Origin of the sequence: Streptomyces phaeochromogenes, assembly GCF_001418655.1 — a bacterium.
GTDB lineage: Bacteria > Actinomycetota > Actinomycetes > Streptomycetales > Streptomycetaceae > Streptomyces > Streptomyces phaeochromogenes.
Genome location: NZ_LIQZ01000466.1, coordinates 1 through 15,873, shown reverse-complemented (window position 1 = coordinate 15,873; position 15,873 = coordinate 1). Strand labels below are relative to the sequence as shown.

Here is a 15,873-nt window from a genome sequence, read left to right as displayed (position 1 = left end):
ACTGTGAGGCATCATGCGCTGCGTCATCGCCCGGTTCCCGTTCGACCTCGACAAGAGCGGGGTCCTGGACTCGATGAAGGGCGTCAAGCCCGAGGCCATCACGGGCGAGTCCGTGATCATCGGCCGCCGCCACTACCCCGTCAAGCAGGTCGGCGAGGTCATCACCCGGCAGGACCGCCGTGACTTCACCAGCGGAGAGGTCGTACGGGCCATGACCCGGCTCGGCTTCACCTGCCAGGCCGGTCCCGCGCCCGAGCCCGCCCCGGTCGCCGCCACACCGCTCCAGACCGCGTCGGCGCTGCTCGGCAGCCCGGCCCCGGCCCCCCTGGGCCTGTGACTGCCGGCGCGAGCCGACACCAGGACGTACTCCCCGGCTGACGCCGGGAACAAGCGATGAGGGCCCTGCCGACGCGCGTCGGCAGGGCCCTCATCGTTTTTTGCGGAGCGTGTCCCTTCCGCGGAGCGCGGCGGGTACGGCGGTTCGGTGGCCGGACGGGTACAGCGGTTCAGTGGTCGGAGTAGCTGACGTCGCCCACGGTCCAGGCGCTGACGTCCTCGATCGCGACGCGGTACATCCCGCCCGTCTCGGGAATCCCGATGTTGCCCTGGAGGATCCGGGCGAGGTGGAAGTGCAGATACGCGGGTGGCTCGCCGTGGGCGCCGCGGTCGCCGTCCTCGGGGCCGCCACCCGCTGTCGGCTCGGCACCGAAGACCGCGGAGAACGGGCCCAGGCGGTCCGAGTCGTTCAGGACCTCCGACACCCGCCCCCTCCACACGGCTTCCGGAGCGAGCCGGCCGGTGATGACGGCACCGCCGACCACCACGGTCAGCGACATCTGATTGCTCTGCCCGGACTCCACGAGGGCGGAGATGTCCACGAGGAGCCGGTCGGGGTTCGTCATGGAAGCCGAGTCTATTCAGCGACTCGTCCGACCTCACCCGCCCGGCCCCGCCCGCCCGCACCCCGACGTCACCGGGTGTTACCGGTCGTCACCGCGGACCGCAGAATACCTACGCCTCAAGCGAACCGAAATCTGCTCTCGCCAGAGTAGACATTGGCCTGCGCCGTGGCTAAGGTTTCTCTCGTAGACAAGGTCAGAGAGACCCGGCAGACACGAACTGGCGGGTGGAAGACGACAGTTTCACCACTGGTCCCGAGAAAGAACGGAAGGAGCAGACGCCATCAGGATCGCCCGGCCAGGGCATCATCCGGCCGGGTACCGCAAGACCCCGGAATGGAAGGTGGTCCCCGGTCACGCATTCGCGATCCCCGCATACCCGCCCGTCTCCCGGGCCGGACTGCGGAAACAGAAGGTCGGCGCAGCAGTAGAGCCGACAGATGGTGTTCAATTTCCTTCGGGGCCCTGGTGCCGTACGGCGCCAGGGCCCCTCGACGCGTTGGTCAACGAGGTGACATGACAGCAGATACTCCGCTCAGCGGTCGTCTGGACGACGACGACTACCCCGCGTACACGATGGGCCGGGCAGCAGAAATGCTCGGCACCACCCCGGGTTTCCTCCGGGCCATCGGCGAGGCACGGCTGATCACTCCGCTCCGCTCCGAAGGCGGACACCGGCGGTACTCCCGCTACCAGCTACGGATCGCCGCGCGCGCCCGCGAACTCGTCGACCAGGGGACCCCTGTCGAAGCCGCCTGCCGCATCGTCATCCTCGAGGACCAGCTAGAGGAAGCACAGCGCATCAACGCCGAGTACCGCCGCGCCGCGAACGAGACGCCCGAGACTCCCGCCTGAGTGGACCGGAAGCCAGTTCGCGGAGGATGCGGGTCAGGTCGTCCGGAGCTGCCGCGAGACGGACGGGGGTGCCCGCGTCGTCGAGTTCGGCCATGTGCCAGCCGCTGGGCACGGTGTCGCCGTCGCTGCCCCGGACCCGCCGCACTCCCTTGACGACAAGCCGCTCCACCGGCACCGGCTTCGCCGCGAACCTGCCCGGGCCTGGATGGGGCGTCACCGCGAGCGGCCCGCCGCCGAGAACGACATGGGTGCCGAAGCCGTACGGGTTGTAGTCGGTGTGCTCCAGAAAACGGGCGGCCAGGAACACGTCGTACTCCGTCTCCGTCTCGTCCATCTCCTCGTCGTCCGTCTCCCTCTCGGCGAACCCGTCGGCCTCTCCCGTAACTCCTGTCTCTCCCGTCACTCCGGTCGTCGCGTCGATCTCACCGGGTGTACGGACACGGGTGGCGCGCCACGCCCATACGAAGAGGGCCAGCGTGGCCGTCGAGCCCGTGGCCGCCCAGGTGATCGCCGCGGGATCGGTGAGCAGGGTCGTGGGGTGGAGGTAGGCGAGCGGCAGTAGCCACAGGGCCGTGCCGACGAGGGCGCCCGCGAACGGCAGGGCCGATGGGAGGACCTCGTCGTCGGGCAGCCGGCGCCCGCGCAGACGGAGCAGCACCCGAGCGGCGGGGTGGCCCGCGGCCAGCAGGCACACGGCCGCGACGACGGCCAACTCGCCGGAGGCGGGGACGTGCAGGCGGTACACGTGACGCTCGCCGACGACCTCCCGCACCTCACCGCGCCAGACGGTCAGTTCGACACTGTCGCCGGGCTCGAACATCTTCGCGCCGTCCGACGAGACCGCGAGCCGATCCATCGGCCGGCCGTCGACGAAGTACAGCCAACTGCTCTTGCTCCTGGACCAGGTGGCATCGGTCCGCGCGATCACGGCGGTCAGGGTGGTCAGGCACTCGTCGCGGTCCGCGGCGGGCGTCCCGGCGGTGCACGGGGTGGCCGACCGCCACGCCCGCTCCCCCGACGCGGCGCTCGGCACGAACCAGGCGGCCAGGCCCGCGCCCCCGAGCAGCAGCAGGCACAGGGCCAGTGACCCGGCCCAGCCGCGCCCGGCGGTGCGGTACGAGACGACGGGGACGTGGTCCGACTCCGGGGTTCCGTGGAGCCGGTGCAGCGCACGGAACGCGTCCAGCTTCGCGTCGAAGTCCGGGTCGTCGTAGGACCAGCTCCGCGGCAACGGCAGGAGCAGCTTGCGTCCGTCGCGCAGCAACAGGCTGACGCCACGGGTGTCCTGGACCCGGGGAGTGTTCGCGTACTTCAGGCGTACGCGCAGGTCGGCGAGGTCGCCCCAGCGCACGCTCCGGCGGCGAAGGAGCGTCCAGGAGTGCACGCCGTACGTGTCGGCGCGCACCCGGGCGGTCGCCTTGTGGAGGGCGGCGAGGCCCAGCAGCCCGAGAAGCAGACCGCCGCCCAGCCACCCGTCCGGCCCCCGGTACGCCGCCCGCACGAGAGCCGCGCCCGCGCCGGCCGCCGAGAGGGCGGCGAGGAACAACAGGACGCGCTTTCCCGGCGGACGGCAGCTCACTTCCCGGACATCGGTCATGCCCGAACCCTGTCACCGCCCGCCGGGCGCGCGCGTGTGCCGGATGCGGCAGCGTTCGGGCCGACGACGCTGCCGACCGGGGCCGCCCGCCGTGTGCTGGGGCCAGCCCCACCGCCGGTCCCCAGGCCAGCCCCATCGTCCGGTCCGCGTCCCGCCGACATCCTGGATACGGCCGAGCGGCGGGACCGAAGGACGAGGCGGGGCGGGGCGGCCGTATGCGCGCCCCCGCGCCCCCGTCGTGGCCGCGCAGCGTCGATTCGTACGACCAGGGGGTAGAACCGACCATGCACTCACGCATCCTGACCGTCACACTCGCGGCTTCAGCCGTGCTCACCCTGACCGGTGTCGCCACGCCCGCGAGCGCCACCGCCGGGAGGGCCGCACCGTCGCTGGAGGGCGTCTGGCGGATGGACGGCTACGGCACGGCGGTCGCCGTGAGCGGTCGCCGTCTGACGACGTACGACACCACCGCCGTCAGCTGTCTGCCGGGCACCATGAAGGGCGAGCAGCAGGGGCGCACCGCCCCGGACGGCAGTCGCCGCTTCCCCGTGTTCGGCGGGGCGGTCGACGTCACCGTCACTCCGCGGGGCGATGACACCGCGCGGCTGCGGATCGCCTCCAGCGCGGGGGCCCGTACGCTGCACCGGATCGCCGCGCTCCCCGACCGGTGCGCGAAGAAGCCCGCCGCCGATCCGCGTGCGGTCTTCGACGTCTTCTGGCAGACCTACGCCGAGAACTACCCGTTCTTCGCCGCCAAGCACATCGACTGGCAGGCCGTCCGCGACCGCTACCGGCCCCGTGTCGGAAAGGACACGACCGACGACGAACTCTTCGCCGTCCTGCGGGAGATGATCGCGCCCCTGCACGACGCGCACACCTCGCTGTCGGACGGTAAGGACCGGGAGTTCGGAGGCCTGCGCCCCGACACACCGCCGCACGGCCCCGAGGACCTCGCCCGGATCGACACGGCCGTCGCGAAGGCGGTCGGGGTGCCGCTGCGGCAGTACGCGGGCGGCGCGCTGTCGTTCGCCCGCCTCCCGGAGGGCACCGGCTATCTGCGCATCACCCGCTTCGTGGGTTACACCGAGGAGGAGTCGTACACGAAGTGGGAGGCGGAGCTGGACGCGGCCCTGGACAGCATTCCGTGGAGGAAGCTGACCGGGCTGGTCGTGGATGTGCGGCTGAACGGCGGCGGCGCCGACCCGCTGGCGCTGCGCGTCATCTCCCGGCTGACGGACCGTCCGTACACCGCGTACACCAAGTACGCCCGCAACGACCCCCGGGACCCGACCCGGTTCACGCCCGGGCAGCCGATCACGGTACGGCCGCACCACGGGCCCCGCTTCGGCGGACCGGTCGCGGTCCTCACCGGCCCGCTGGCGGTCAGCGCGGCCGAGACCTTCACCCAGGCGCTGATGGCACGCAGCCCGGAGCCCGTACGGATCGGGCAGAACACCCAGGGCGTCTTCTCCGACACCATGGACCGCACCCTGCCGAACGGCTGGAGCTTCGCGCTGCCCAACGAGGAGTTCCGCACGGCCGACGGCACCACCTTCGACGGGCCCGGCATCCCACCGCACCACCGCACCCCGGTCTTCACCGAGGAGGAGTTCGAGCAAGGCCGCGACAGCGCGCTGGCGAAGGCACGGGAGCTGCTGCGCCACCGGGACGGGTGAACGTGCAGGACCGGTGAGCGGGACGGACCAGTGAGCGGGACGGACCGGTGAGCCGTCCTGGATCTCACCGGTCCGTTTCGCGGTACGTGAATCGGGGCCCCGTCAGATGTCGAACTCCTGGTCGCGGGTCTCCGGGAGGGCCAGCAGGCACAGGAGGCTCAGCAGGCAGAGGGTGCCGGTGTAGAAGCCGAGGACCAGTGGTGATTCCCAGTGGCTGTTCAGCCAGGTGGCGACGAGTGGGGCGAAGCCGCCGCCGAGGGTGTTGGCGAGGATGAAGGCCGCTGAGGCGCCGGTGTAGCGCAGCCGGGCCGGGAACAGTTCCGGGAGGAAGGCCGCCACCGGGGAGAACATCAGGGCCAGGAACATCAGGCCGACCGTGTACGCGCCGGTGATCACCAGCCCGTCGCGCGAACTCAGGGAGGCGTACATGGGCACCGACCACACCACGCAGCCCACGGCTCCGGTCAGCATCACCGGGCGCCGGCCGATCCGGTCGGACAGCCTGGCGACGGGGAGGGTGATGGCGATTCCGGCCGCCGCGCCGATACTCGCGGCCGTCAGCATCGTGTTCTGGGGGATGCCGAGTTCCTTCGGCCCGTACGAGATGCTGTAGACGATCGTCAGGTAGTAGACGGCCGAGCCGCCGATCGCCGCGCCCGTGCCGAGCAGCACCCGGCCGGGGTACCGCTTGAGCAGCGTGACCAGCGGAAAGCGGGATGCCGACTCCGAGGTCACTTCCGACGCCTTCGCCGACGGCCGCGTCGTACGGTCCGCCGTCGCGTTGAACACCGGCGACTCCGAGACCGTCGTACGGACCCACAGGCCGATCACGACGAGCACGGTGCTGAGCAGGAACGGGATACGCCAGGCCCAGTCGACGAAACCGTCCCGGCCCACGATGTTCAGGGTGGGCAGGATGACGGCCGTGGAGAGCAGGAAGCCGAGGGAGGGGCCGGCCTGCGGGATGGACGCGTACAGCGCGCGGCGGCCGGGCGGTGCGTGTTCCGCGGCGAGGAGCACCGCGCCGCCCCACTCGCCGCCCATGCTGACGCCCTGGAGCAGACGGAGCGTCACCAGCAGTACGGGGGCGAGGAGTCCGGCACTCTCGTACGTGGGCAGCAGTCCCACGCCGACCGTGGCCACGCCCATCAGCAGGAGCGAGGCGACCAGGGCCTTTCGGCGGCCCAGCCGGTCACCGATCGTGCCGAACAGGACGACGCCCAGGGGGCGGGAGAGGAAGGCCGCGGCGAACGTGAGGAACGCGGCCAGGGAGGAGACGGTGGGGTTGCCCGAGGGGAAGAAGGCGGGGCCGAGGACGAGTGCGCTCGCGGTGCCGTACACCGCGAAGTCGTAGTACTCGATCGTGGTGCCGACCAGGCTGGCTACGGCGACCCGCGGGGCTTCGGTCTTCGCCGTCGATGGTGGTGGGGACGCGGCCGGTCTTGGGCCGGCGGTCACGGGAGCGGTCTTGGACGGTAAATCAGGCATGGGGAAGTCACTTCCGGTACGCCCGGTCCGTACGGTCCGGGTGCAGATGGGGGGACGGCCTCGCATGTAACACGTTCCGGAGCGCGCCTGACACCCTAAGCCCGGAAATTGAATTTCGACAAGGAAGCCCGAAAGAAAAACCACACGTCCGAATAGCCGAACGCGCGCGAGAATTGCCTGCCATTTACACGTGACATCCGTAGGAAAGCGTCCGATGGGGCCATGCGCGGGGGCAGACCTCCCCAATGCGCATAGAGTGCACCACACCCGCCACCTCGCCATTTGCCGCCCAACACCCCACGAACAGCACCCTCCCGCGGCGTCAACCCCGCCATACCTGTCAAATCGCTGTCAATATTCATTCCCAAACCCGCATAAAAATTTGCCGGTGATCACGCCTTGCCAACGGCCGATTACGCGTGAATGCTGATGGCCGACTGAACTTGAAAGTTCTACGACCATCGTTTTTCGGACATGGAGACCGCAACAGGATGTCGCGGTTCGGCTTTCTTAAATGCGGCCTCCGGGCTGGGAAGGCGCATTACCCATGCTGAAAACTGGCAAGCTATTACGCTTGAGAAGACTTTCGCTCGCGGGTGACGACCGGCACCTGCTCGTACCGCTCGACCACAGCGTTTCGGACGGCCCGATCGTCCCCGCCGACAAGTGGGACGACCTGCTGCGCGCCCTGGTGGCCGGCGGGGCCGACGGGATCATCGTCCACAAGGGGCGGGCGAGCGCCCTGCCGCCGGACATCCTGAAGAACTGCGCCCTGGTGGTGCACCTGAGTGCCAGCACCGCCCGCTCCGCCGACGTCCACGCCAAGGTGCTGGTCGGCGACGTCGAGGAGGCGCTGCGGCTCGGCGCCGACGCGGTCAGCGTCCACGTGAACATCGGCTCGGACACCGAGGCCCAGCAGCTCGCCGACCTGGGGGCGGTGGCCCGTTCCTGCGACGCGTGGGGCATGCCGCTGATCGCGATGGTCTACCCCCGCGGCCCCCGCATCGAGGACCCGCGCGACCCCGCCCTCCTCGCCCATCTCGCCAACGTCGCCGCCGACCTGGGCGCGGACATGGTGAAGACCTCCGTCGCCCTGCCGATCGACCGGATGGCCGAGGTGGTGGCCAACAGCCCGATCCCCGTGCTCGCGGCCGGCGGTCCGCCGGACGGCTCCGACCTGGTCGAGTACGGGGCCGCCGTGATGGCCACCGGCTGCGGGGGGCTGGCCATCGGCCGCCGGATCTTCTCGGCCCCCTCGCCCGCCGCGCTGGTGTCCCGGCTCGCGGCGGTCGTACATGGCGTGCCCGGCGGCAACGGCATCACTGATGACATGCACATGACTAACTATTCGACGATCGTGGCAGGAGTGGCATGAGGTTCGCGTGGATCGATCTCCGTGAGGTTCCCCGTCCGCAGCTCCAGGCGGTGGTGGACGCGGCCGTCCACAGCCGGATGGCCGGAGTCGTGGCCACCGACGCCGAGTTGCTCGGGACGTTGCCGCCGACGGTCACGCGGGTGCTGGTGACCGGGGCCGCGGGTGCGGGTGCCGCGAAGAAGCCCGGGGACAAGGAGGTGAAGGGTTCGGGGGGTGCCAAGGACGCCAACCTCCCTGCTGGGAAGAGCAGTTCCCCGGCCGGCGCCGGGACCGCCACGGGAACCGTCACAGGAGCCGCCGCCGGAATCGACCTCCTGCTGCGGAAGTTCGGCACCCAGGAGGAGCTGGACGCCCTCGCCGCGGACAATCGTGCCGCCGGGGGCAGCGGTGGCGCCGGTGGCACGCCCGCCGCCGGGTTCATCGACGTACGGGACGACCGCACCCTGACGCTGTCCTGCGCGGGCGCCATGGCGTTGCCGTACACCGTCATCCACTTCGCCGACCCGACCAAGATCCCGCTGGAGATCGTGCTCGCCGCGGCCGAGTCCGCCGAGGGCAAGCTGGTGACCGTCGTCGACGGCCTGGAGGAGGCGGCCATCGTCTTCGACGTCCTCGAACGCGGCTCGGACGGCATCCTCTTCACACCTCGCAGCGCCGACGAAGTGTTCGCGCTGGCCCGGCTGTTGGAGGCCACGACCCCCCAACTGGAGCTGTCCACACTGACCGTGGAGAGCATCCGGCACGTCGGGCTCGGCGACCGGGTCTGCGTGGACACCTGCTCGCACTTCGAGGAGGACGAGGGCATCCTCGTCGGCTCGTACTCCTCCGGGTTCGTGCTCTGCTGCAGCGAGACCCACCCGCTGCCGTACATGCCGACCAGGCCGTTCCGGGTCAACGCCGGTGCCCTGCACTCGTACACGCTCGGTCCCGACAACCGCACGAGCTACCTCAGCGAGGTGGGCTCCGGCAGCGTCCTGCTCGGGGTCGGTGCCGACGGCCGTACCCGGCGGGTCGTCGTCGGCCGCGCCAAGCTGGAGTCCCGGCCGCTGCTTGAGATCCGCACCCACGCCGAGGACGGACGGCTGGTCAGTCTGACCGTGCAGGACGACTGGCACGTACGGGTGCTCGGCCCGGGCGGGAAGGTCCTCAACGTCACCGAACTGCGGACCGGCGACGAACTGCTCGGCTATCTGGCCACCGACAAGCGCCATGTGGGCCTGCCCATCGGCGAGTTCTGCAAGGAGGTCTGATGGGCGGCGGCCTGAGAGACCCCCTGAAGGACCCGCTGGGAGACGGCCTGTCCGGTGGTTCGTCCGGTGACCTGTCCGGTGGGCCCGTGGACGTCGACGGGATGGGGTCCCTCGTCCGGCGGCTGTTCGACGCGCGGGACGATGCTCTTCCTTATCTGACACATCAACAGGAGACCGTCACCCGGGGCGAGTTACGGGAGCGGGTGGCCAAGCAGGCCGCCGTGTTCGCCGGGTTCGGTATCGGGCCGGGCAGCGCCGTCGGGCTGCGGACTCCGCCCAGCTTCACCCAGGTCGAGGTGATGCTCGCGCTGTGGCGGCTGGGCGCCCAGGTGATGCTCTTCGACTTCCGGCTCAAACCGGCCGAGGTGGCGGCGCTCTGCGCGTCCTGCCGGCCGCAGTTCATGGTCCGGGCCGGCTCCAACGTCCAGGCGACATTCGGCTTCCGGCCCGAGTACGAGGTCGTCACCGAGTGCCGGGGAACGGGGCGGCCCGCTGCCACCGGGCACCGGCTGGTCCAGTTCAGCTCGGGCTCCACCGGGCGGCCCAAGGTGATCGGCAGGACCGCCGGGTCGCTCGCCGCCGAGGTGGACCGGTTCGCCGGGATCAGCGGGATGCCGGGCGAGGGCGACCGCGTCCTGCTGCTCAGTTCGACGGCGCACAGTTTCGGCCTGGTCGCCGGGCTGCTGCACTCCCTGGCGGCCGGCGTCTCCGTCGTCTTCGCGCCCCGGATCTCGGCCCGCGACCTCCTGCGGACCGCGGTGGACCACCGGGTCACCGCCCTGTTCGGGGTGCCGATGCACTACGAACTGCTCGCCGCCGCCGTCGATCCCCCCGGTCTGCCCGACCTGCGGGTCGCGGTGTCGGGCGGCGAACTGATGCCGCCGGACGTCGCCGCCCGGTTCACCGAGCGGTACGGGGTGCCGGTCGGCGAGTCCTACGGCACCACCGAGAGCGGTGTGGTCGCCATGGACGTCGGCGGCACGCTGCGGCCGTCGGTCGGCCCTGCCGCGCCGGGCATGGTTGTACGGGTGCGGCGGGGCGAACTCGATGTCGCCCTCGACGAGTCGCCCTACCTCTTCGACTCCGGCGGTACGCAGTACGCGGACGGCTGGCTGCGTACGCGGGACCGGGCCTCGGTCGACGGCACCGGGGCCGTGCGGGTGCATGGCCGGGCCGACTCCCTCGTCGTGATCGGCGGTCTCAAGGTGGATCTCACCGAGGTCGAGAACGTGTTGCGGGAGCATCCCGCGGTTGAGCAGGCGGTCGTGGTTCACGACGGGGTGACCGAGGCGTATGTCGTGACGGGCGCCGCCACTTCCTCCGAGGAGTTGCTGCGGTGGTCTCGGGAGCGGTTGGCCGACTACAAGTTGCCCCGGGTGGTCCGGCTGTTGGATGCGTTGCCGCGTACTTCCAACGGGAAGTTGGTGCGCCGGCCTGCGATGTTGCGTGAACGCTCCGCTGGGTGAGGCGGGGTATGGACGGTCGTTTGTCGGCTGCCGGCCCGTTGTGGCTTGTCGCGCGGTTCCCCGCGCCCCTTTGGGGCGCTCTACCCCTCACTGGAGATTTTGATCATGAGTACGTCTGTCCTGGAAGACGAGATCCGTGAGTTCGTGCTCGGCACCGTCATCGACGAGATGAACATCCTGATGAGCCGTGACGGCATCACGGACGAGAGTCCGGTGACCGTGGGTGGGCTGGATCTGGACTCGTTGAGTCTGATCGAGCTCACGTTGCGGCTGGAGACGCGGTTCGGTGTGGAGATACCGGACACCGACATCGAGCCCCTGGCCTCGCTGACCCTCGGCTCCCTCGTCGCCGAGATCGTCCGACGCGGTGCGAAGGCATGAGCGCGGGGGCCACGGCGAGCGACGCACGCGAGGGGGAACCCGTGGTCTCCCCCCTCACCACCGACACCGTCCGCGAGCTGCTGGCGGACCGCAAGATCTTCCCCGGCGTGCCCGCCGAGCTCGGTGACGACACCGAACTGATCCTGGATTCCCTGGGGTTGGTGTGGCTGCTGCATGTGGTGGAGGAGCGGTTCGGGCTGGTCGTGGAGCCCACCTACGAGGACATCGCCGGGTTCACCTCGCTGCGGCGGCTCACCGAGTATCTGTGCGGCGCTCAGGCGGGTCGCCTGGACGGGGGTGGTCCCGATGAGCGGTGAGGTGACCGTCACCGGGTTCGGTGTGCGTACCGCGTTCGGCATGGGGGCCGATGCCTTGCGGCGGGGGGTGTTCGCGGGGGTTCCTTCGTTCGCCGCCACTACCCGGTTCGATACCGGGCCTTACCGTACGGCGATGGCGGGGGCCGCGCCGGACGGGCCCGAGGGTGTTGAGGGCTGGGCCCTGCGTTATGCGCTCGCGCGGTGCGGGGTGGAGGCCCTCGATATGGCCGGGCTGCGTGCCGGTGCGGAGGCCGCCGTGTTGCTCGGTGTGGCCGGGGATCACACGAGTGTGACTCGGTATTGGCGGGGCGGCGGGTCGGATGGAAGGTGCGGGTCCGTCGTGGCTGGGCGCGCAGTTCCCCGCGCCCCTGAAAAGCAGCCGGTGCGCGGGGCCTCTACCGACACGGAGCGAGTCGCCCATGCCGGCACCGCCGCCGGCCGGGAGCGAGTCGCTGACGCCAGTCCCGCCGCCGACACGGAGCGAGTCACAGACGCAAGCCCCGCCGCCGACACGGAGCGAGTCACAGACGCAAGCCCCGCGGCCGACACGGAGCGAGTCACAGACGCAAGCCCCGTCGATACTCGGCGAGTTGGCGATGCCGTGCCCGCCCGTCTCGCCGAGTTGCTCGCCGGAGGGCTCGGGTTGGTCGGGCCCCGGCTCACCTTCACCAATGCCTGTGTCGCCTCTGCTGCCGCGATCATCCATGCCTGTCGGCTGATCTCCTCCGGGCGGATCGACGTGGCCGTCTGCGGGGGCGGATATCTGGTGGAGGAGGAGACGTTCGGGAAGTTCGACTCCGGGCGGGCGCTGTCGCGTGACGGGATGGTGCGGCCGTTCAGTGCCGACCGCACTGGACTGCTGCTCGGCGACGGTGTGGCGGTCGTCGTGCTGGAGTCCGCCGAGCATGCCCGGCGCCGCGGGGCCCGGCCGCTGGCGGGCGTGGTGGGCTGGGGCGCGGCCTCGGACGCCCACCACATCGCCCAGCCGCACCCGGAAGGTGTCGGACTCGCCCGCGCCGCCCGGCAGGCGATGCGGCTCGCCGGCGACCCGGACGGGGACGCCCTCGACTACGTCAACGCCCATGGCACCGGCACCAAGTACAACGACGGCGCCGAGACCCGCGGGCTGCGGGCCGCCTTTCCGAAGCGGGCCGAGTCGATACCGGTCAGCTCCACCAAGAGCACCACCGGCCATCTCCTGGAGGCGGCGGGCGTCGTGGAGTTCGTGATCACGATGCTGGCCCTGACGGACGGCGTACTGCCGCCGACCGCCGGGTTCACCGCCCCCGACCCGGAGTGCGACCTCGACTACGTGCCGAACGAGCCGCGCCGGACCGACCCCCGCCGGGCCCTCACCGTCAACGCCGCCTTCGGAGGCGCCAACACCGCACTCGTCCTGGAGCGGCCGTGACCCCGACCGAGAACACGACGACCAGGAACACGAACACCACGACCGCCGCCGAGAACAGCCACAAGACCGTGCTGCGTTCGTCCCTCGGCGTCCTCACCACCGCCACCGCCACCCACGGCACCGGGCGGGACGGCGACATCCCGCTGCCGAGGCTCCCCGGCTTCGTGGAGTCGGCCTTCAGCCCGCTCGCGTACGAGGCCGCCCGGCAGTGCCTCGCCGAACGGCCCGATGGGGGCACCTCCCGGCCGGAGGCTGGGGGAGAAGCCGAGAGTGGGGGAGGGTCGCGTACCGCGGTCGCACTGGCGAGTACGGCCGGTGACACCACCACCGCGGATCTGGCCAGCCGGCGCATGGTCTCCGGGCGGGTCCACAACCCGCTGCTGTTCATGCAGGCCACCCCCAACTCCGTACTCGGCTATCTGAGCCGGGAGTTCGGGATCACCGGGCAGATGTTCAGCCTCTCCACCCTCGACGACCCGCTGACCGAACTGCTCTCCATGGCCGACCTCCTCCTGGAGGACCCGGAGGTGGACCGGGTCCTGGCGGTGGGCGTGGAGCTGGGTGGCAGCGAGCGGCTGGCCGCCGTGTACGAGGAACTGGCCGACGGTCATGGTCATCCGGCCCCGGCCCTTCCCGCGGACGCCGGTCTCGCGGCGGCGGTCCTGCTCGGCCGTCCCGGCAACGGGACACCGGTCTCGATCCGGTCGGCCGAGGCGTACGACACCGACATCCCCGTCGGCGCCGACGCGGCCGGGGCGACCCGACCGCCCGGCGACATCCAGAGCCTCTTCGACCTGGCCGCCGCCCACCAGCGACTGCTGCAGGAGGGCGGGAGCCACCTCCTGGTGACCGGCTCACGCGCGCCCGCGTTCCTCCTCACCGCCGACACCGAAGCGAAGACCGACGCAAGGAACGAGACGGAGACCCATGCTCATCAGTAGACAGGAGCGGGCGCGGATCTGCTCCGACACCGAACTCGGCGCCGGCAACGTACTGGAGCGCCTGACCGCGTACGGCAGACCGCTCGACGAACCCGTGCTGTGGACGGACGGCGGCTGGCAGGCGCCGGACGGCAGCCGACCGGAGGTGCTGACGCTCGGGCAGCTGAACGAGGCGGTCGAGACGTACGCGGGCTGGTACGCCGCCCGGGGTGTGCGGCCCCGCGACCCGGTCGCCGTGCACTCCTACTCCAGCACCGAGTTCGCGGTGAACTTCCTGGCGCTGACGGCCCTCGGCGCCGTCCCGTCGTTCGTCAACGGCAATCTGCCCCCGGAGACCGCCCGGGAGTACGTACGACGGCAGGGCGCGGTCGGCGCCTTCACGGACCGCGAGCACCATGACGTGCTGTCGGCGGCGGAGGGGGCAGAGGCGGGGGAAGGGCTCGGCTTCTGCGTCACCGCCTCCGACATCCGCCCGGAGCACCGCGAGTTGCTCCCGTCCTCCTGTCCGTACCGGCACGACCCCACCGATCCGGTGCTCATCTCGCACTCCTCCGGAACCACCGGTATGCCCAAGGGAGTTCCGCACACGCACCGGACGCTGATGTACGCGCAGGTGCACCGGCTCCGCTACTCCACCGGTACCGACATGGCCCGCACGCTGGTGGGGCTGCCGGGTGCGCACAACGCCATGGTGGCGACGCTGCTGTACTGCCTGCTGCTGCGCACGGACATCAAGCTGCTCTCCAGCCAGCGCGGCGCCCAAGTGCTGGACGCCATCGAGGAGTTCGGGCCCACCACCGTGCTGGCCTTCGCCGGGACCTTCGGCGAGATGGCCGCCGAGACGCTGGCGGACCGTGATCTGTCGAGCGTGCAGGTGTGGTTCAACACGGGGGACGCGGCCCACGAGGCGCACATCCGGGCCCTCGTCCAGCACGGCAGCCACCAGACGATGGGCAAGGACCTGCGGCGCGTACGGGTCGAGGGGTCCGTCTTCGTGGACGGGCTCGGCTCCTCGGAGGCCGGCTACTCCGTATTCCACAACCGGCACACCAAGGACACCTCGGCCTACTCGCGCTGTGTCGGCAAGCCCATCAGCTTCGCCGAGGCCGCCGTGCTCGCCGAGGACGGCACCCCGCTGCCACCCGGGCGGATCGGGCGCCTCGGCCTCAAGTCGCCCACTCTCACACCCGGTTACTGGAACGACTCGCTGACCTGGAACCGGATGCGGCTGGGCGGCTACTGGCTCACCGGGGACCTCGCCCAGCAGGACGACGAGGGCAACTTCTACCACCTGGACCGGGCCCCGGACGCCGTCCGCACCCGCGACGGGATCCTCTTCAGCACCCGCACCGAGGAACTCCTGCTGCGGGAACTGCCCGAGCTGGCCGACTGCACGGTCGTCGGGGTCGCCCCCGAGGGCGTACGGGCCGACTGGGACGGCGACGGCGAGGCCGAGGCGTACGCACTGCTCCAACTCGCGGACGAGGAGAACGACAAGGGAAGCGACGAGGAGGCGTGGACCACTCGGGTCAACACCGTTCTCGTACGCGCCGGATTCCCCCCGGTCACCCGCGCCCTGCGCATGAAGCCCGACGACGTGGCCAAGGGCGCCACCGGCAAGGTCCTCAAACGCGTGATGCGCGACCGGTTCGCCGCCAGGGGGCAAGTGTGAGTGCCGACGAGGTCAACCAGCGCGCGCAGACGGTGGAGGCGTACCGGCTGTGGTGGCAGCACGACGCCCACTGGTACCAGGGGGTGGCGGGCCGGTTCGGGCAGCAGGCCGCGAACGAGATCAACGCCGAGGCGCTGCGCAAGGTCGCCGTCCACGTCGGGCAGCGCGTCGGCCGCCGGTCAGGTCCGCTGCCCGACAGCGGTGACAACGGCAAGGACCTGGAGGAGCTGCGCCGCCGCTACGACGAGTGCGGCGACCGAATGTTCCCCCGGGAGCTGCGCAACGCCTCCACCGAGGTCGAGGACCAGGGAGAGGGAGGAGGGGGAGGCGAAGGCCTGATCGTGCTCACGCTGCGGCGGAACTTCGCCATCACCATGGTCCGGATGGCCGGTTCGCTGGAGGGCTACCGGTGCCCGTGCACCGACATCCACGCGGGCTGGTCCGAGGGGCTGGGCGTGACCCTCACGGAGAACCGGGCCGAGACCTGTCTGCGCGACGGCGACAAGGCGTGCCGCCTGCTGATGCGGGTCGCCACTCCCCTCGCT

Annotated in this window: 15 protein-coding genes; 12 read left to right on the top strand and 3 right to left on the bottom strand. The window is 70.9% G+C overall.

Annotated features, from left to right (window positions below; all coding sequences use genetic code 11):
• Positions 1–13: 13 nt before the first annotated feature.
• Positions 14–337, top strand: a complete 324-nt coding sequence (locus AOK17_RS43040; protein ID WP_055618089.1) for an SCO5918 family protein — start codon at positions 14–16, stop codon at positions 335–337.
• 169 nt (positions 338–506) lie between these two features.
• Here AOK17_RS43040 and AOK17_RS43035 read toward each other — a convergent pair whose 3' ends face one another.
• A complete protein-coding gene (locus AOK17_RS43035; RefSeq protein ID WP_055618088.1) occupies positions 507–902 on the bottom strand; it encodes a hypothetical protein in 396 nt (131 codons plus the stop codon).
• A gap of 513 nt (positions 903–1,415) precedes the next feature.
• On the opposite strand from AOK17_RS43035, the gene AOK17_RS43030 reads away from it, so the two are divergent.
• Entirely contained in the window at positions 1,416–1,754 is a 339-nt protein-coding gene (locus tag AOK17_RS43030; protein ID WP_055618087.1) for a MerR family transcriptional regulator, read from the top strand.
• On the opposite strand, the gene AOK17_RS43025 is transcribed toward AOK17_RS43030, so the two are convergent.
• Positions 1,702–3,351 carry a PH domain-containing protein gene (locus tag AOK17_RS43025; protein WP_055618086.1) on the bottom strand — a complete coding sequence of 550 codons (1,650 nt, stop codon included), beginning with the start codon at positions 3,349–3,351 and terminating at the stop codon, positions 1,702–1,704. The two genes, AOK17_RS43030 and AOK17_RS43025, sit on opposite strands and share 53 nt — an antisense overlap.
• Before the next feature lie 284 nt (positions 3,352–3,635).
• Here AOK17_RS43025 and AOK17_RS43020 point away from each other — a divergent pair, with 284 nt between their 5' ends.
• Positions 3,636–5,027, top strand: a complete 1,392-nt coding sequence (locus AOK17_RS43020; protein ID WP_055618095.1) for a S41 family peptidase — start codon at positions 3,636–3,638, stop codon at positions 5,025–5,027.
• Positions 5,028–5,129: 102 nt separating this feature from the next.
• On the opposite strand, the gene AOK17_RS43015 is transcribed toward AOK17_RS43020, so the two are convergent.
• On the bottom strand, positions 5,130–6,515 hold the full coding sequence (locus AOK17_RS43015) for an MFS transporter (RefSeq protein ID WP_055618085.1): 1,386 nt from the start codon (positions 6,513–6,515) through the stop codon (positions 5,130–5,132).
• 547 nt (positions 6,516–7,062) lie between these two features.
• On the opposite strand from AOK17_RS43015, the gene AOK17_RS43010 reads away from it, so the two are divergent.
• The 9 genes from AOK17_RS43010 to AOK17_RS42970 form a co-directional block, all read left to right on the top strand.
• Positions 7,063–7,890 (top strand): 2-amino-3,7-dideoxy-D-threo-hept-6-ulosonate synthase, encoded by an 828-nt coding sequence (locus AOK17_RS43010; RefSeq protein ID WP_079053610.1) that lies wholly within the window; start codon positions 7,063–7,065, stop codon positions 7,888–7,890.
• The gene (locus AOK17_RS43005) at positions 7,887–9,140 is read left to right on the top strand and encodes a 3-dehydroquinate synthase II family protein (protein WP_055618084.1); all 1,254 of its coding nucleotides are present in this window, start codon (positions 7,887–7,889) and stop codon (positions 9,138–9,140) included. Before AOK17_RS43010 ends, AOK17_RS43005 begins: the two co-directional genes overlap by 4 nt.
• 101 nt (positions 9,141–9,241) lie before the next feature.
• Positions 9,242–10,606: an AMP-binding protein gene (locus AOK17_RS43000; protein ID WP_055618093.1), complete on the top strand. Its 1,365-nt coding sequence runs from the start codon at positions 9,242–9,244 to the stop codon at positions 10,604–10,606.
• Positions 10,607–10,711: 105 nt separating this feature from the next.
• Positions 10,712–10,987: an acyl carrier protein gene (locus AOK17_RS42995; protein WP_189843965.1), complete on the top strand. Its 276-nt coding sequence runs from the start codon at positions 10,712–10,714 to the stop codon at positions 10,985–10,987.
• Positions 10,984–11,304: an acyl carrier protein gene (locus AOK17_RS42990; protein WP_055618083.1), complete on the top strand. Its 321-nt coding sequence runs from the start codon at positions 10,984–10,986 to the stop codon at positions 11,302–11,304. The genes AOK17_RS42995 and AOK17_RS42990 overlap by 4 nt, the downstream gene beginning before the upstream one ends.
• Positions 11,294–12,715 carry a beta-ketoacyl-[acyl-carrier-protein] synthase family protein gene (locus tag AOK17_RS52955; protein ID WP_245697730.1) on the top strand — a complete coding sequence of 474 codons (1,422 nt, stop codon included), beginning with the start codon at positions 11,294–11,296 and terminating at the stop codon, positions 12,713–12,715. The genes AOK17_RS42990 and AOK17_RS52955 overlap by 11 nt, the downstream gene beginning before the upstream one ends.
• Positions 12,712–13,656, top strand: coding sequence for a beta-ketoacyl-[acyl-carrier-protein] synthase family protein (locus tag AOK17_RS42980; RefSeq protein ID WP_055618082.1), 945 nt, complete (start codon positions 12,712–12,714; stop codon positions 13,654–13,656). The genes AOK17_RS52955 and AOK17_RS42980 overlap by 4 nt, the downstream gene beginning before the upstream one ends.
• Positions 13,643–15,328 carry a class I adenylate-forming enzyme family protein gene (locus tag AOK17_RS42975; RefSeq protein WP_055618081.1) on the top strand — a complete coding sequence of 562 codons (1,686 nt, stop codon included), beginning with the start codon at positions 13,643–13,645 and terminating at the stop codon, positions 15,326–15,328. The genes AOK17_RS42980 and AOK17_RS42975 overlap by 14 nt, the downstream gene beginning before the upstream one ends.
• On the top strand, positions 15,325–15,873 hold a 549-nt coding region (locus AOK17_RS42970; protein WP_055618090.1), incomplete at its 3' end, for a hypothetical protein. The genes AOK17_RS42975 and AOK17_RS42970, both read left to right, overlap by 4 nt.

Bases quoted from the DNA above. Each gene is read 5' to 3' on its own strand.
- AOK17_RS43040 (WP_055618089.1), top strand. From the start codon at position 14: ATGCGCTGCGTCATCGCCCGGTTCCCGTTCGACCTCGACAAGAGCGGG.
- AOK17_RS43035 (WP_055618088.1), bottom strand. From the start codon at position 902: ATGACGAACCCCGACCGGCTCCTCGTGGACATCTCCGCCCTCGTGGAG.
- AOK17_RS43030 (WP_055618087.1), top strand. From the start codon at position 1,416: ATGACAGCAGATACTCCGCTCAGCGGTCGTCTGGACGACGACGACTAC.
- AOK17_RS43025 (WP_055618086.1), bottom strand. From the start codon at position 3,351: ATGACCGATGTCCGGGAAGTGAGCTGCCGTCCGCCGGGAAAGCGCGTC.
- AOK17_RS43020 (WP_055618095.1), top strand. From the start codon at position 3,636: ATGCACTCACGCATCCTGACCGTCACACTCGCGGCTTCAGCCGTGCTC.
- AOK17_RS43015 (WP_055618085.1), bottom strand. From the start codon at position 6,515: ATGCCTGATTTACCGTCCAAGACCGCTCCCGTGACCGCCGGCCCAAGA.
- AOK17_RS43010 (WP_079053610.1), top strand. From the start codon at position 7,063: ATGCTGAAAACTGGCAAGCTATTACGCTTGAGAAGACTTTCGCTCGCG.
- AOK17_RS43005 (WP_055618084.1), top strand. From the start codon at position 7,887: ATGAGGTTCGCGTGGATCGATCTCCGTGAGGTTCCCCGTCCGCAGCTC.
- AOK17_RS43000 (WP_055618093.1), top strand. From the start codon at position 9,242: ATGGGGTCCCTCGTCCGGCGGCTGTTCGACGCGCGGGACGATGCTCTT.
- AOK17_RS42995 (WP_189843965.1), top strand. From the start codon at position 10,712: ATGAGTACGTCTGTCCTGGAAGACGAGATCCGTGAGTTCGTGCTCGGC.
- AOK17_RS42990 (WP_055618083.1), top strand. From the start codon at position 10,984: ATGAGCGCGGGGGCCACGGCGAGCGACGCACGCGAGGGGGAACCCGTG.
- AOK17_RS52955 (WP_245697730.1), top strand. From the start codon at position 11,294: ATGAGCGGTGAGGTGACCGTCACCGGGTTCGGTGTGCGTACCGCGTTC.
- AOK17_RS42975 (WP_055618081.1), top strand. From the start codon at position 13,643: ATGCTCATCAGTAGACAGGAGCGGGCGCGGATCTGCTCCGACACCGAA.